This window comes from Paenibacillus sp. BIC5C1 (assembly GCF_032399705.1).
GTDB classification, from domain to species: domain Bacteria; phylum Bacillota; class Bacilli; order Paenibacillales; family Paenibacillaceae; genus Paenibacillus; species Paenibacillus taichungensis_A.
In genome coordinates, this window is sequence record NZ_CP135922.1 from 5,730,245 (window position 1) to 5,746,254 (window position 16,010).

The 16,010-nt window shown below is 48.2% G+C and carries 11 protein-coding genes; 1 reads left to right on the top strand and 10 read right to left on the bottom strand.

What is annotated here, in order from left to right; all coding sequences use genetic code 11:
• Nucleotides 1-20: 20 nt before the first annotated feature.
• From RS891_RS25660 to RS891_RS25685, 6 genes are all read right to left on the bottom strand, one after another.
• Nucleotides 21-842 carry a polysaccharide deacetylase family protein gene (locus RS891_RS25660; protein WP_315793565.1) on the bottom strand — a complete coding sequence of 274 codons (822 nt, stop codon included), beginning with the start codon at nt 840-842 and terminating at the stop codon, nt 21-23.
• A 69-nt stretch (nt 843-911) separates the two neighbouring features.
• A complete protein-coding gene (locus RS891_RS25665) occupies nt 912-4,262 on the bottom strand; it encodes a glycosyl hydrolase (RefSeq protein WP_315793566.1) in 3,351 nt (1,116 codons plus the stop codon).
• 232 nt (nt 4,263-4,494) lie between these two features.
• On the bottom strand, nt 4,495-6,000 hold the full coding sequence (locus tag RS891_RS25670; RefSeq protein ID WP_113055906.1) for an extracellular solute-binding protein: 1,506 nt from the start codon (nt 5,998-6,000) through the stop codon (nt 4,495-4,497).
• Nucleotides 6,001-6,018: 18 nt separating this feature from the next.
• Entirely contained in the window at nt 6,019-6,906 is an 888-nt protein-coding gene (locus RS891_RS25675) for a carbohydrate ABC transporter permease (protein WP_024632531.1), read from the bottom strand.
• Between the two features lie 39 nt (nt 6,907-6,945).
• A complete protein-coding gene (locus RS891_RS25680; RefSeq protein WP_052016746.1) occupies nt 6,946-7,875 on the bottom strand; it encodes an ABC transporter permease in 930 nt (309 codons plus the stop codon).
• A gap of 331 nt (nt 7,876-8,206) precedes the next feature.
• On the bottom strand, nt 8,207-10,609 hold the full coding sequence (locus tag RS891_RS25685; protein WP_315793567.1) for an AraC family transcriptional regulator: 2,403 nt from the start codon (nt 10,607-10,609) through the stop codon (nt 8,207-8,209).
• Between the two features lie 230 nt (nt 10,610-10,839).
• Here RS891_RS25685 and RS891_RS25690 point away from each other — a divergent pair, with 230 nt between their 5' ends.
• The gene (locus RS891_RS25690; RefSeq protein ID WP_113055909.1) at nt 10,840-12,195 is read left to right on the top strand and encodes a dipeptidase; all 1,356 of its coding nucleotides are present in this window, start codon (nt 10,840-10,842) and stop codon (nt 12,193-12,195) included.
• Between the two features lie 393 nt (nt 12,196-12,588).
• On the opposite strand, the gene RS891_RS25695 is transcribed toward RS891_RS25690, so the two are convergent.
• The 4 genes from RS891_RS25695 to RS891_RS25710 form a co-directional block, all read right to left on the bottom strand.
• Nucleotides 12,589-12,960 (bottom strand): hypothetical protein, encoded by a 372-nt coding sequence (locus tag RS891_RS25695; RefSeq protein ID WP_113055910.1) that lies wholly within the window; start codon nt 12,958-12,960, stop codon nt 12,589-12,591.
• A gap of 114 nt (nt 12,961-13,074) precedes the next feature.
• Nucleotides 13,075-14,289 (bottom strand): N-acetylglucosamine-6-phosphate deacetylase, encoded by a 1,215-nt coding sequence (gene nagA, locus RS891_RS25700; RefSeq protein ID WP_315793568.1) that lies wholly within the window; start codon nt 14,287-14,289, stop codon nt 13,075-13,077.
• On the bottom strand, nt 14,286-15,014 hold the full coding sequence (gene nagB, locus RS891_RS25705) for a glucosamine-6-phosphate deaminase (protein ID WP_315793569.1): 729 nt from the start codon (nt 15,012-15,014) through the stop codon (nt 14,286-14,288). The genes nagA and nagB overlap by 4 nt, the downstream gene beginning before the upstream one ends.
• A 4-nt stretch (nt 15,015-15,018) precedes the next feature.
• The gene (locus RS891_RS25710) at nt 15,019-15,882 is read right to left on the bottom strand and encodes a MurR/RpiR family transcriptional regulator (protein WP_113055911.1); all 864 of its coding nucleotides are present in this window, start codon (nt 15,880-15,882) and stop codon (nt 15,019-15,021) included.
• Nucleotides 15,883-16,010 lie beyond the last annotated feature (128 nt).

The following is a 16,010-nucleotide window of genomic DNA, read 5'->3' on the forward strand; positions in this document are numbered from 1 at the left end:
AATGATCGTCAGCTCCCTTCCTATACCTTGATTCGTTGGGTTAGACGCAATGTCTCTCCAGCCTTCACTTCCAACACCTGCTGATCTGCCGTAAACCAGACGGAGATTGCGGATGGATTGTGGATGATGGACCGATCTGCTGAACATTCCAGACGTTTGACCGCTTTCCAGTAAGCAATCACTTCGATGTTCGTCGCGTACCAGATGTCGCCCCGGCCGCCAATCTGCTCAGCAAACTGCTCTATAATCTGCCAATTGTCGTTATCATTGAATTCGTAGCTGTGACCCCATACATATAACAGGAGTGGCGTACCTGTCTTCGTATGCTGGATAAATCGAGCGGCATGGGCCGTCAAATCATGGTTGTGGTGGCAGGTCGGATGCCATTCAAGGGGCCGCTCAGGCAGGGTGTACCTGCCATGGGATTCAACCGTGCGTGCATAATCGATGCCGAGCCATTCGAGCTTGGTGCTGAGAGAACGATCATAACCTCCATTCGGATAGGCCATGCCTCTTACTGGATAACCAACAAGCTGTTCCAGCGATCTCCGATCTTCCATGATCTCTTCGGTCAGCAGCTCATCCGGAACATAGGGCAATGTGGGATGGGTGACCGTATGCACAGCCACTTCATGCCCGGCATATAATTCAGCTACTTCTGTCGTTTCAATTCGGCCAGGCTTGCTCAGCGTACCGGAATTCAGATTGAATGTGCCCCGCAGCCCATGTTGATTGAAAATTCCCACCAGTCTGCGATCATGCACCACGCCATCGTCATAACTGAGCGTCAACGCCTTCATCACGCCACCCGGGTAGCGGTCAAACTGGATACGATGTCCCATCTTTTTACTCCTCCCAATTCAACTTCTTCTTCGTAATCTCCAGGAATAAATCCGTTTATCTTGAGAGGTTTATTCTTCAGCTGATCCATGGCCAGCTTCCCGCAAACTGTGGCTGCCCGAGTCAAAATACGTACCTTCCAGCAGTCCAATTAATGTATTGGTAACTCGTACTTCAATATCGTTGTCCCCTGCTCGCAGCATGGAGGCTTCTCCCGTCCAACGATATGGAGACCAGCATCGAATACCCAGACTATAACCATTCACCCGTACTTCTACCACATCCTGTACCCGCCAGTCGATGAATTCCAGGTCGAATGACATCCTCTCTTCAGCAGGATCATCCAGCCAAAAGTTACGTTTATAACTCATCTCTCCTGCAAAGTAGGGATAAAGCGGTTGGGGTTCCGGCTGAATCCGAATCGCTGTATCCGGTTCAGGAACAAGAGAGATCATCCCCTCATGATGGAATTCCACGCCAAACCGCCCTTGCAGATACAGCGGATCAACGATACCTTCTTCATCCCTTGTGACCTGTACAGTAACGGTCATTTCATTCAGACCACTGCGCAACAACTCTGTTATATTGCAACTAATATTATGGTGATCGGTAATTTCAACCGTCTCAAATTGATCGATTCCAATCTGTTGTCCGTTGATTTCCATGGTCCAGTCACCTGATATCGCTGCCCTGTCCATGAATAACAGACATTCTGCCAATGCCGTTCTCAGCTCAAATGTAGTCGTATACTTGCACTGGATTGGATAGGCAACAGATGCTTTCTTCGGTGTACCAAATACCTGATTAAACTGGAGCGGCAGAAGATGGTTCTCCGGCAATTCAGCCGCCTGGTCAATAAACGGTTTGACTGTAACATGATTACGTTCAAAAATTACACCGTTGTCATTGGAAGCCGTTACGTTGAACTCTCCCATTCGAAGTGTGTTGGCCTGCACCGTTTCCAGGCGCCATGGCCCTTCCGACGGAAGCTGAATGGTATAGGGTGCATTTTCAGTCTCAGTAACTAAACGGTCCGCTCCAGACTTCGTCCCTGTTTGGATCAGAGCAAAAGAATTCCCCTCAGATGCCTCTTGGGCATGTTGTAAAGTGAGCTTCACAGCATGGGCTTCATAGGGAGCAAGCTTTAGCGAAATGCACCACTCCCCTCCACTGCTGGTATATGGTAATGGATCACACTGTCCTGTCTCCAGATCGAGCCGTTCCGCAAGCAGAGTTGTACCCGCTGAAAGATCAACATCCGTCCATAACCGCTTGGCTACCATTTTCAATTGCCCTTCAAGGTGTTGGCCCTCCTGGTTGGACAAAAAGATTATAAACTCTCCGTCCGATAATTGACGGGTCTGCATAAGTAGCGACGCACTTTCTTCCTCCATAATCCAACAGATCGGTTCGGGCAGTACCTGATCCAGCAGCAGGGAGATCAATTCCAAGGAGAAGTCATCCCCGCGACCTGTTCCCGCAGGTAGAAAATAGGCATTTCCCTGCCCCCGTCGCCACATGGATTCTCCGCTGTCGTGATCTGTTTCTTCCGTATTGCCCCAATATGCCTCGTGCGGCTGGTTGCCTGCACCAAAGAACTTAGCAGCCTCATCTCCCGCAGGGCTCCCCGGCTGGATGGCTACATGTGGTGGCATGCCCACGGAAATGACCGTTCCTCCCTGTTCCACGAACTGTTTCACCTGCTGCCAGGCTGCTGCCTCCAGGTTCAGCATCGGTGGAAGAATCAGTACCTCGTAACGTGCAACGCCATTCTGAATTGTGCCATCGGCCAGCACAGCTTCGGCCAACAGCTCGGGGTCCAGATGGTCATAGTCACGTCTGTTTTCGAGCAAGTGGGAGCTAATGCGCATCCAGTCGTTCGTGAGACGATCCAGCTTGGTCCGTTCTGCTTCGTCCTCTCCACCATATTCGAATCCGTGAAGCGGATTGCCCATGAGGCTCCAGAACGTGGTCGTTGGATCAAGCACAGCAATTCGAATGTCCGCTGTCCCGGTGCTCATCAGATAGCTTAAACGTCCCGTGTAATCTCCCAACTGTCGGAAATGACGCCAATACGGGTTCTGTATAAACTGGGATGGCGGTGCATCATGCTTGGCAAGTCCTCCGATAGTATAGAAAAAGGCGTGGAAGTTAAAAAAGTTGGTGCCCATGGCTGCCATCCGGTCAATCATCCATTTGGCATCCTGTAAGGTCATCGACCAGCCTACACTGTGGAAGCACTCTATCAAATTACGACTTCGTCCCAACTGTCTGGCAAGCGAGCTGACCATCTTCGGATTGTCACGCATTTTTTTGCCATACCGCTCCAAAATCCAGGATAAGGGACGTCCGATTTTCTCATGCGCCGAATCTCCACCTGGCATGTGGCTGAACAACTGCGTGGTCATCCGTACCCCAGGCACTTCTGCCGCATACTGAATCCCTGCTTCTTCGCACCAGTCATGTACCTGCTTGTGATATGACTCCCTGAGCAGCAGATGTAACGACTGGTAGTAGTCATACCGGATTCGTTCTGCATCTGGGACATCACCATGCAGCAGAGCGGGTAGGGACTCGATCAGACTGTAACCACAGCGTTCGCTAAAAAATCGGGGAAGCTGTGGAGACCAAGGAATACGCCCGAGCGGTGCAATTTCATCAGAGAACACGCCTTTGATTACGCTTTCAAATCGTTCTCCAACGGCTTCCTTATACCGTTCGTGGGTCAGTTCAATAAAACGGCTCATCGCTTCTTGGTGACACGGGTCTACAAAGTTGCCGTAATATTTGAAATCATCCATCTCTTCTTCCTGAAATATAATCACGTCCCATTCCCCAGCGGGAGCTTTCCATAACAGGCGGAAAGCCGTTCGGTATGTAAAAAACCGCTTGCGATTATACGACGTGAGTCCTGTCTCCTGATATACCTGATCCGTCTGGATATTGCCGATGTTACTGCGCAAATCAATGGATTCATGCCACAATCGTTTGCCCTGCCCATCCTTGGGTATTGCCTTCGCCACTAAAATTCGACCCCACGGCAACTCATAATTCACTGTTTCTCCGCCATGAACACAAATCTGCTGATGTACCAGCTGGCGCTGCTTCGCCTCAGGAAAATCAAGTGTCACCTCACCGCCGGCCATCCCGCTTGGATAGGGATACTCATCATATAACCATACCTGCATGCCGCAGGCGGCCGCCGCCTCCACTGCAATCCGTACCTTGTCAAACCATGCCTCGGACAGATAGGGAATCTCCAGCCCCTGACGTGGACAGATGAAAAAACCACCTACACCCTGTGCAGACATTTCGGCTATTTGCCGTTTGATTTGCCCTTCTTCCATATCCCCATTCCAAAACCAAAAGGGATGAACCCGGTACTGCGCCTCGGGATTTTCAAATGCATCCCCGTTCCACATGTCGCTTCCTCCCTGTATGTGCAAGAGTGGTCGTCCATCTACCGTTAACGTTCATTTAAGTTCAAATAGGTTTGTTTTGCATTGATTATACATCAAAATCCAAAGACTGGAAGCTATAATTCACAAAAAAAGAGATGAAGATGGTTTTAATCGTCCTGAACTATGCATATACGGAAATGCCCGGCTGCACCTTTGCACTACAAGCAAGGCTGCCGGGCTCTGGAACATCAAACTACTTCAGTGCGGCGTACAGCTCATTCACTTCTTTGACATAGTCGTCGCCGCCACTGCTTTTCCACAATGCAACAGCATCCTGGAAGCCTTTTTCATCAATTTGCCCCACGATGAATTTGATACGGGCATCATTGATGATGTTATCGAGCTGCGGTCCTTTCTGGGCATAAACATCGGAAATCAGTGGTTCGCCAGGATTGGCAATGACGATTTCCTCATTGGCTTTCTGCACCTGTGCAACCTTTTCGCGAACAGGTGTCTGTTGCACACGAAGGGTTCTGTCTTCGGGAACAAACATCAGAATCTGATTTAAGCCCTGTACATCTCGCAGCGCCAGTTTATCAGTGGTAGGAATGATGTAACCCTCTTTTTTCTCATACTGCTTGCCCTCCAGACCGTTCCCCAGCAGCGCCTGTAATTCAGGTTCATTTAGTTGATCCAGGAAACTCAGCACCTTCTTCAGTTCTTCTTCCGTTTTGACACTGCTTTTGGAAATGGCAATCATGCCGGAATAGCCGGATGTTGGCATATCACGTAATCCCTTTGGACCTTCCATCGCTTGAAGTACATCCACATGGCCAGTCGCTGACGGATCTTTCTCCAGTATCTTCTGATCCATCCGCTGTGCGTTATCCGCTACATCCACCATGACACCCGCTTGCCCGTTTACAAAAGGGTCAGGCAATTTCGTTGCATCCATCACGGCAAAGTCCTTGTTGACCAGACCTTCGCTATAGATTTGGCGGAAAAATTTCAGAGCTTCCATATATTCTGGAGTCTCATGTGCCGGCATTAAACCTCCGTTACCATCATCGCCCCATTTGTTGGGTGCACCAAACCAAATCTGCATATTATCCCAAGGGCCCGTGAATTTGCTCGCCACCAGACCGTAGGTATCGTCTTTACCGTTGCCGTCCGGATCATCCTTCGTGAACGCTTTCAATACATTGTAAAACTCGTCAATGGTCTTTGGCTCTTCCAGACCAAGCTTCTCCAGCCAATCCTTGCGGATCGTAACACCGTTACGTCCCAGAGCACGTGCGCGGTAGATGCCATAGGTTTTGCCATCGATAGAAGCATTATTGGTAATAATTTCATTCATCTTGCTCAGGTTCGGATAGTCTTTCAAATAAGGTCCAAGCTCCCAGAAAGCTCCGGTACGAGCTGCATTAATAAAACTTGGGGACTTACCAAGCACAACCATAACATCTGGCAGCTTGCCCGAGGCCAGCGTGATATTGAATTTGTCCTCATAAGAGCTGCTCGGTACCCATTGCAGATTCACGTCCACCTTGGTCAATTCCTCTAGCTTCTGAATCACAGGGCTGTTATCCGGCGGATTCTCCGCTTCAAAGTTCGGAAGCATAATCGTGATCTGATCCGTGCCTCCCGCAGCTGTTCCTGAACCTGCTTTGTCCGTGGAGCAAGCTCCCAGAACGGTACTCAGCACTAATGTTGCTGAGAGTAGCAATGCGCCTTTTTTGAATCCAGTATTTTGTCCCATACGTTCTCCCCCTTGGCTTTAGCCTTTGATTGAACCTAACATGACACCTTTGGCAAAATGCTTCTGCAAAAACGGATACACCAACAAAATTGGAATAGTACCTACGACGATAACTGCCATTTTGATCGACTGCTCTGGTGGCTGTACAAAATTAGGGTCCATGTTCGCCATATCTCCGACACTGGCTTGTGAGAGCAATACGATCTGTCTCAGCATGACTTGCAGTGGCCATTTGTCGCTGTCGGAGATGTACAGGAGTGCCGAGAAAAAGTTATTCCAGTGCCCTACGGCGTAGAATAACGCAAATGTGGCAATCACCGGTTTGGATAATGGCAGAACAATTCGCCACAGTACCCCAAGATCCGAACAGCCGTCGATACGAGCCGCTTCCTCCAGCCCTGGCGGCATTTGTTGAAAAAAGTTTTTGACAACAATTAAGTTAAAAGCGCTGATCGCGCCAGGAAGCATAAGGGCCCAGTAGGAATCCAGAAGTCCAAGTCCACGAATGACGAGATAGGTCGGGATCATCCCGCCGCCAAACAACATGGAGAAAATAACCATGTTCATCATGACATTTCGGCCCCAGAAATCACTTCGGGACAGCGGGTAAGCCATCGTAAGCGTGAAGAAGAGATTGACCAATGTACCTGCAACCGTAACAAATATTGAAACGCCTATACTGCGGAAGATGGTGGACGAGGAAAAAATATACTCATATGCACTGAATGAAAACACCTTCGGAATAAGAAAAAAACTGCGTTCGGTAATCTCGGCTTCGGTCGCGAATGAATTCCCTATAATATACAGGAAAGGAAGAACGGTTAATATGCCCAGAATCCCCAGCATGACGTAATTGAAAATATCAAATACTCTGCCGGCAGGGCTGTTGTATAGACGGCTGTTCATGGGCGATTTCCTCCTTTTCAATGGATGATGAACATGCTCTCAATAGATTCCGGGATGCCCGAATTTCTTGGCCAGTTTGTTGCTGCCCAGCACCAGAATAATTCCGACCACAGACTTGAATAACCCAACCGCGGTACTGTAACTAAATGCACCCTGCGTAATCCCAACGGTGTATACATACGTATCAAATACATCTGCCACATCACGATTCAGCGAGTTGGTCATCAGATAGATCTGTTCAAAACCGGTATCCAGGAAGTTACCCAGCCTGAGAATGAGCAAAATAACAATGGTCGTACGAATCGCTGGAAGCGTGATATGCCACATGCGTCGTAATCGTCCTGCACCATCCACAATGGAAGCTTCATATTGCTCTGTATCCACACCAGCCAGTGCGGCTAAGAAGATGATCGTTCCCCAACCCATCTCCTTCCACATCATCTGAACAATAATGAGCGGACGGAATGAACCCGGACTTGCCAGCACATCAATCGGCTTGCCTGTAATCCAGGAGATCAGGTCATAGAGTACCCCACCTTGCGGAGTCAGGAATACATAAGTGATACTCGCGATAATGACCATCGAAACAAAGTGAGGTACATAGACCAGCGTCTGGATGGTCCTTTTGAAGAAAGCGACCCGGATTTCATTGAGTAACAAAGCGATAATAATCGGTGCCGGGAAAAAGAATATAAGATCATATAGGGCAAGGACGAGCGTATTTCTCAGCAATCGGAAGAAATCCGGATTGGAGAAAAAATTCGTAAAGTTCTCCATGCCCACCCATTGACTATCGCGAATGCCCAGAAAAGGCTGATAGTCCTGAAAGGCAATAACGATCCCCCACATGGGCAAGTATTTAAAAATGACAAAGTACAAAAATCCGGGAAGCACAAGCACGTACAGCCATTTATTTCGTTTGATCTGCCTCTTCCAATTGGACTCACGCTTCATCGGCAATGCGGCCATCTCCACTTGAGCTGCTGTAGCGCCATTTCCATTCCAGTCCGTCTTCCCGTTCATAATGTCTCCCCTCCCTATCTATGTAAACGTTATCAATTTGCCTGTTATTCAGACTATACAGCTGCCCTGTTTCCGGCAACCTTCATTTTTTGCATGGTTGCGCAAAGTGGCCCAAAAGCCCGCTATAACGCTATTCCTCCTTCAATTTGGATATATTTTGGCAGAGGTTATTGCACATTTTTGCAGTATTATCCTTCTTTGTTTCCAAGGTGAAACATGAAAAACCGGAGTCCCATGAAGCGGGATTCCGGTCGGCGCTGAAATCTTATGAACAGGTTTATTTACCCAACCATTGATCCCGATACTGGCTCGGCGTTAAACCTTCCTGTTTCTTGAAAATCCGATTAAAGTAACTGTGCTGGTATCCAACAGCGCCTGCGATATCATTGATTTTCAACGTGGTCTCACGCAGCAACTGCTTCGCCGCATCCATACGTACTCGTGTTAAATAATCAATGAAATTCATTCCAGATACTTGCTTGAAGGCCTTGCTTAATGCATAAGGAGTCATCTGCTCCGCATCTGCACAGCCTTCCAGGGAAAGATCATTTCTATAATTCTCATCAATAAACAACATCGTACGTTCCACCACCTGCTTCAGCGGCTCATGGGATCGCATCTCGATCTCCTGCACATATGGGAGTAATACGTCTCCGATCATCCACTTCATCATTTGTTCAGGTTCCCGAATCGTGGACAACCGCTCATACATGTTGCAGCCGCCAAACAGTCTGTAAGGCGTTACCCCGGTCTGCAGCATCATATGCTGAATACTTCCCAGCAATTGAAGCATCATCTGTTGCACCTGGAATTCGGAACTGCCCGTTCGGGTGATCTCGGACATAAATTGCTCCAGTACGCGCTCAGTCTCATCCTTCTTCCCAAGTCTGATCGCCTGAAGGATCTCACGTTCCAGCCCCAAAGGGTACGAGGCTTCTTCCTTTCTGCGGAAACATTGCTCATCCTCCAGATCAAGAATCTGGCTCCCATCTTCCACGCTGCGATAGGCAACGGCCTGCTCCATCTCCATGAATAATCCCGGCAATTCCTGAGGTGAAGCGGCCGGGCGGCTCACTATCACGGTCACGTTCATTTTCAATGTCTGGCCAATGACCTTCACCAATTCCTGACCCCATAACAATGCTTGGGACTTCACAGGCTCGTCCTCGTGAGCAATCACAAGCATGGCTGAAGACAGGTCGTGAAAGTTCATTACGCTAATTTGACTAAAATAATTTTTGGCAACTTCTTCAATGATATTAACTGCCGCAAAGGTAACCAGCCCCGTGTCCTGGCTCCCAAATCTCCCCTGCAACTGGGCATAGCCCGTAAAATACATCTGGAGCAGCAAAAACTGCTGACCTTCCACCTCAAATCCAAGATTTCTCATCCGCTGCTGAAGATCCTGCTCGTTATAGGCATACAGATGGCCCTGCACCAGTTGTAGTACAAAACTGTCCCGCAAATGGGGAAGCTGTTCCTGCAATTGCCGGTGGGCGGTCAGACTCTGCGAAGTCAGTTCGTTCCACTGTTGTTCCAGCAGCTGGAATTCATCCAGTCTGTTGTCTGTTGTCGCTTCATTCCTGCCCGGTGTCAATAAATGGAGCATCCTTGCTACGGGAGAGTATATTCTGCGTGAAGCAAACCAGGATAACACCAACCCCAGGATAAGACTGCCGGTACTCGCAATTACAATAATTTTGGATACGAGCTTCACTGGCGAGGTCACCGAGGTCAGCGGAGCTGCGGAAACATATGTCCAGTCCGAATCAATCCGACTCAGTGATCCATAGGAAACCGAATAGGTTTCGTCCTCATATTTGAAAAGAAAGGAATGTGCGTCTGAATTCAGGGCAATTTCTTCTTTAAGCTGCTGCTCAAATGTAAGATCAGCCTTTCCCGCAACCGGATTACCCGTAACCAGTGTATTGCCCTGCTGGTCCATAAGAAACGTTAAACCTTCATCATATGGGGTAAGCGTTTTCAATAAACTGGCGACTTTCTCATTATCCAGTGTAATGATTAACGCACCAAATGGATTAATGCTTTCACCTGGAATCTTATGTACAAGAACCAGTGCATTACCCGGATCGGTATGCAGTATACTATCATTCGTTTGAGATGCTTTATCACTACTCTGGCTCGCAATCCAGTCTGTCCAATACACATGGTTGCCCATATTCAAATAGCGGTCGTAGGCCTGTATTTTTGCTTCATCCTTCAACTCGTTATAATCACGGTTAAACAAAATCGGTTTCGGTTCCTGTAAATATAGCTGCGCGGATTTGATAAGCGGATGAGAGCCTTGCAACACGTAAAGTGTGGTAACAATCTCCTGGGTTTCGTTGAAATAATACACAAAATCCAGCGTTCGCAGCGCATTGCCAAACCTGGGTTCAAAAGCCCAATGGGACAAGGTCATCTCCAGATAAGCGAGTTGGTCGTCCACGTTGCGTGCCCGGTTCTCAATCTGGCTTTGGTGCATCTGATTAAATTCATTCTCCATTCGGCCAACGACCAACTGATACATCACGACGCCTGTAATCAGTCCGGGAATGCTGGCAATGAGCAGAATAAGCATCAAACTATTTCGATAAAAACGTCCTTTATGTCGTCCTGTGGTTAACGCTGGCCAACGCGTGAGTCTGCCGGACGCTCTTACCTTCCTAACCGGTTCCATCAGCGCTCACCTGCCTGCTTGCGTATGGTCTGACTGTCATGGGAACTTCCTCAACTCCCCTGCGGAATGGTTTACATGAGAATATATGGATGAAATCCGTTTCTTGTATTATACGCATAATTTCCAGGGGAATGAAACGGTATGTATCAGATCATTTTTTAACCAATGTTTTATTAACGCATCAAAATGGATTACAATAGGATAAAGCAAAACATGAAGGAGGCCTTTTAATGAAGGAACAAACTTATTTTCAAGAAAATAGAGAGAAACACCTGGCAGAATTGAATGAATGGTTATCCATTCCAAGTATTTCAGCCATTTCAGCGCATAAAGAGGATATTAACCGTGCAGCACAATGGGCTGCAGATGCACTCACCCGTGCAGGTATGGAAAATGTAGAGGTTATTCCAACAGCGGGACATCCGATTGTATATGCAGATCACCTGCATGCACCCGGCAAACCAACCGCACTGATCTATGGACACTATGATGTACAACCTGTCGATCCGCTTAACCTGTGGGAAACACCTCCATTCGAACCTACCGTTCGTGACGGCAAACTGTTTGCACGTGGTGCTACGGATGACAAAGGACAAATCTTCTTACATATCAAAGCGGTTGAAGCACTGCTTGCCGAAAACAAGGAACTTCCCGTTAATGTGAAATTCTGCATCGAAGGCGAAGAGGAAATCTCCAGCCCGAACCTGCCGATCTATCTGAATGACAATACAGACAAGCTGCGTGCAGACATGGTACTGATCTCGGATACGTCACTGCTCGAAAAAGGAAAACCGGCGATCTCCACAGGTCTGCGTGGTCTTTGCTCACTCGAAGTGGATCTGAACACAGCCAATACTGACCTGCACTCCGGTTCATTTGGAGGCGGTGTACCGAACGCACTGCACGCATTGGTATCCCTGCTCGCTTCGCTGCATGATGAGCAAGGCCGCGTGAGCGTAGATGGATTCTATGATGGTGTTCTGCCGCTCTCTCCTGAGATGAGAGAAGAGTTCGTGAAGCAAGGCTTCAATGAAGAACAGCTTCGTCAAGACCTCGGACTGGAGCAGTTGTACGGAGAAGAAGGTTACTCGTTCGTGGAGCGTGTTGGCGCACGTCCAACACTGGAACTGAACGGGGTATGGGGTGGATTCCAAGGTGAAGGCACCAAAACCGTTATTCCGAAGGAAGCTCATGCCAAAATTACATGCCGCCTTGTTGCGGATCAAGATCCACAGCAGGTACTGGACCGTATCGAAGCACATCTGCGCGCTCATGTTCAACCAGGCGCAACGCTGCATATAAAGCAGATTGAGAAAGCTTTTGCATTCAATACCGATCCTTCGGATCCAGTACTGCAAAAAGCAGCTGATGCCTATGAGCAAGTGTACGGCGTTCGTGCCCTGTTCACGAAAGACGGCGGCTCCATTCCGATCGTGGAGAAACTTTCACGCGTGCTTGGTATTCCGGCTGTTATGATGGGCTTCGGTTTGCCGGATGAGAACCTGCATGCACCGAATGAGCATTTCAACCTGGAGAACTTTGATAAAGGGTTGTTGACGATTGTTCAGTTTTTAAAAAGTTTGTAAAATAGAGTTCATTTCAAAAATAAGTGCTGGAAAGCGTGCGAAGTGGCCGTTCCGGATACGAATCGTTCTTTCGATCGCTGTTATCGTCGGATTTTTTGGATTCCCCTTCTCAAAGGGTAAAATCCGACGATAGCATATGCTTCCGAAGTAGCTTTCTTGCAGAAAGCTTTTAGGCGAACGCTCCGCTTCTCCAGAATCGATTTCGTCCCCTGCACTACTTTGCAGCTTTTCCATGAACTTATTTTAAGACTGAGCTTACTTTACAAATGAAGGGTAGTAGGTAGTATATAAATAGATAAAAGGGGTGCGCCGTCCATATTCATGACGACACACCCCTTTTATAATTGGTAGATCTAGATACAATAACCGGTAAAACCACGTGACATCCTCCACTTATGAGCGGAAGGTTGTGAAATTTAACATATGCACAAGCTGCATCATGTGCGTGATTTCCTGCTGAACTTCGGAGGTGTCTGTACCTGCCATCGCCAGATTGGCCCGCAGCGTTCTACGGGTGTTCAGCATACCGTCGATTAATTTCATGACCGTGTTGCGTCCACGGTGATCCACAATCATATACTTTTTGCGTGCATCCAGCTCCACCCATACGATATTGCTGAATGAGGTGAACAGGTGTCTACGGTACTGCTCCATATCGGTCTCATTGTAGTGCTCGCCATAAAAGGCAAAATATCCGTGTACGTGCAGCTTTTCCGCCAGCTCTGTGATGAACGGGTCGAATTCGAGCATAGCGTTACGTTCCATGTTTCACGCCTCCGTCATGCGTGATCCGCAGATCCCGGCTTTTTTGAGATCTATTTTAACACATTACGCAAGCTATTGCCTGTTGAGGCACACGACAACACTACAGATGTAGAATTAACCGCCGACTCGTCTGCCCTTCATCCACACTTCCTCAATTTTCAAATCACCATTCAGCAAAACGACGTCCGCCTGTTTTCCTTTAGCAAAGGAACCCGTTCGGTGATCAATGCCGAGCAGACGTGCCGGCGTCAGGCTGGCTGCGCGTGAGGCTGCATTGAGACTCAAGCCCACTTCCTGTACCAGATAGCGGAAACCACGAATCATCGTGAGCGTGCTTCCTGCCAGTGCGCCTCCGTCTTTCAAACGTGCCACACCTTCCGTAACAATCACAGGCAGATCGCCAATTTTGTATTCACCATCATCCAGCCCGGTAGCAGACATCGCGTCTGTGATTAACACAAGCTGATCTGCTTGTTCTTTCAGTTGAGCCAAAATAGACATCGCCGCCGGATGCACATGGATACCGTCTGCAATGACCTCTGCACTGATGCGGGAATCACTAAGCACTGCGCCGGCAGCTCCGGGATTCCGGTGATGCAGCGGTGTCATCGCATTGAATGTATGCACGGCATGGTGCAGTCCGGCCTCGACCGCAAGCTGTACTTCTTCATAGGTCGCATCCGTATGTCCTAATGCTGCCGTAATTCGCTGCTCGCGCAGCCATGAAATGACTTCGAGCGCTCCCTCTCGTTCCGGCGCCAGGGTGACTTGACGGATCAGGCCCGGATATTGTTTTTCCCACGCGTCCAGCCAGGACACATTAGGCAATACAATATGATCCGGGTTTTGTGCGCCGGGCCACTTCGGACTGAAAAAAGGACCCTCCAGATGTACACCTTCCAGCTGTGCATAAGGCATGTCACCGGAACGGTAGCTGTCCACTTCAGCCAATACCCGGTCCAGACTATCTTTGGGCGCTGTCATGGACGTTGCCAGCATTGCAGTGGTCCCCTGTGTGCTGTGGAATGAAGTAATTTTATCCATCACTTCCTTACTCGCGTCCATAAAGTCTTCGCCATTGCCACCATGTACGTGGATATCTATAAATCCAGGCACAATGACGCCATGCTTGGAAACAGGCACAGATACGGCTTCACGGCGAATATGTTCAGATAATCCCTCGGGTGCGCCAGCATAAAGGATCTTCCCATCCGTCCAGACAAGTACACCATCCTCCATTACACCATCGGGCAGTACGATTTTACCTCGAAGAAGGGAAATGGTTTTTTCACTCTCTTGCTCCTGGTTTTCCATAGCTTCTACGTTCATTTCACCAGCCTCCCAGCCGCACGATCCAGCAACACGACTACATTAGGATGACATTGCAGCAGCGAAGCGGGACATTGGGTCGTAATCGGCCCCATAAAGGCTTCACGAATAATTTCGGCTTTCTCCTCACCACGGGCGATCAGCAGAATTTGTTTGGCTTTCAGAATCGTACCTACCCCCATCGTAATGGCCTGAGTTGGAACTTCATCAATATGATTAAAAAAGCGGGCGTTTGCTTTTCTGGTCTCTTCTTTGAGATCCACCACATGTGTCCGTCCTGTAAGCTCGGTTCCGGGTTCATTGAAGCCAATGTGGCCATTATGTCCGATACCCAACAGCTGCAGATCTACTGGTCCACGATCATCAATCCGTTGTTCATAGGAAACACACTCCTCATTTAAATCCGAAGCCTGTCCATTTGGCACCTGGGTTCTGGCGAGATCGATATCAATATGCGAAAACAGTTGCTCATTCATAAAGCTGCGGTAGCTTTCGCGATGTTCTACAGGAAGACCGACATATTCATCCAGATTGAAGGAAGATGCCTGCGCAAAGCTGACCAAACCTTTCTGATACATAGCAATAAGCTGTTTATAGATACCTACAGGAGAACTTCCAGTCGCAAGTCCCAGTACAGCCCGGGGTTTCGTATGCAGCAAACTGGCAATCACCCCTGCACCCGTTGCATTCAAATCTTCTTCATTTTCAAAAATACGTATATTCATCTTCTTAGGCACCTCCGTTATGTTGAACTCGATAAGACTGTACATTGTGATACGATTGTTCCAATTTGGGGATAAAACGGTCAAAGTCGGCACTAACCATGCCCGTGAACAGAATATCAACGACATGCAGCAGTGCTATACGTGAAGCCATATCGCCCCGCCTCATTCCTTCTTCCAGTGAAGACGTAAAGAGCGGAATATCCGACACCGCCGCAAGTTTGTTATTGCCATAGGATGTCAGTGAAATGGTAGAAGCTCCCGCTTTTTTGGCACAATGCAAGGCATCGATCGTCTCTGGCGTTTCACCCGAATAAGATACCGCCATCGCCACATCTCCCTCACATAGTGAAGAAGCCGACGTAATTTGCATATGTGAATCCGAGAAGGCGGTACAGCTTTTGCCGATCCGCACAAGTTTCTGATAGAAATCCTGCGTAACAATGGAAGAGGTTGCAACGCCGTAGAGATCAATGCGACGGGCATGACATAGTAACTGAACTGCATGCTCCAGCCTTCCCAGATCCAGCAAACGGGTGGTGTCTGCAATGGATGCAAGATGATTGGCTTCGATGGCTTCCACAATTTTGGACAAAGGATTACCTGCCACGATATCCTGATATGCTGTTTCATTGGTGGAATGGGACAATTCTGCGGCCAGCTTCATTTTGAAATCAGGAAAACCTTTGAAATGGAATGATTTGCAAAAGCGGGTTACCGTAGCCGCACTTGTTCCGCTTTGCTGTGCAAGATGGTTAATGGTCCAGCCAGGAATATCGGATGGGGACTGTAAAATCACCTCTGCAATTCGCCGTTCCTGAGACGGAAGTTCATTCAGCTCTTGCTGCAACGCATGTAGTATGGCTGCCATGAGTCCTCCTTTTATGAAAATTATTTTTATTAAATTATTATAAATAAAGAAAATTATTTTTATAATTTCATTTTAATCAATACGTTGTTGCAAATCAAGAGGATTTTAACCATGTATTCGCTGTATGT

What these genes read in the sequence shown, in the direction of transcription:
- RS891_RS25670 (WP_113055906.1), bottom strand. Translation starts at nt 6,000, where the DNA reads ATGGGACAAAATACTGGATTCAAAAAAGGCGCATTGCTACTCTCAGCA.
- RS891_RS25695 (WP_113055910.1), bottom strand. Translation starts at nt 12,960, where the DNA reads ATGGAACGTAACGCTATGCTCGAATTCGACCCGTTCATCACAGAGCTG.
- RS891_RS25675 (WP_024632531.1), bottom strand. Translation starts at nt 6,906, where the DNA reads ATGAACAGCCGTCTATACAACAGCCCTGCCGGCAGAGTATTTGATATT.
- RS891_RS25685 (WP_315793567.1), bottom strand. Translation starts at nt 10,609, where the DNA reads ATGGAACCGGTTAGGAAGGTAAGAGCGTCCGGCAGACTCACGCGTTGG.
- nagB (WP_315793569.1), bottom strand. Translation starts at nt 15,014, where the DNA reads ATGAATATACGTATTTTTGAAAATGAAGAAGATTTGAATGCAACGGGT.
- RS891_RS25680 (WP_052016746.1), bottom strand. Translation starts at nt 7,875, where the DNA reads ATGGCCGCATTGCCGATGAAGCGTGAGTCCAATTGGAAGAGGCAGATC.
- RS891_RS25710 (WP_113055911.1), bottom strand. Translation starts at nt 15,882, where the DNA reads ATGGCAGCCATACTACATGCGTTGCAGCAAGAGCTGAATGAACTTCCG.
- RS891_RS25665 (WP_315793566.1), bottom strand. Translation starts at nt 4,262, where the DNA reads ATGTGGAACGGGGATGCATTTGAAAATCCCGAGGCGCAGTACCGGGTT.
- nagA (WP_315793568.1), bottom strand. Translation starts at nt 14,289, where the DNA reads ATGAACGTAGAAGCTATGGAAAACCAGGAGCAAGAGAGTGAAAAAACC.
- RS891_RS25690 (WP_113055909.1), top strand. Translation starts at nt 10,840, where the DNA reads ATGAAGGAACAAACTTATTTTCAAGAAAATAGAGAGAAACACCTGGCA.
- RS891_RS25660 (WP_315793565.1), bottom strand. Translation starts at nt 842, where the DNA reads ATGGGACATCGTATCCAGTTTGACCGCTACCCGGGTGGCGTGATGAAG.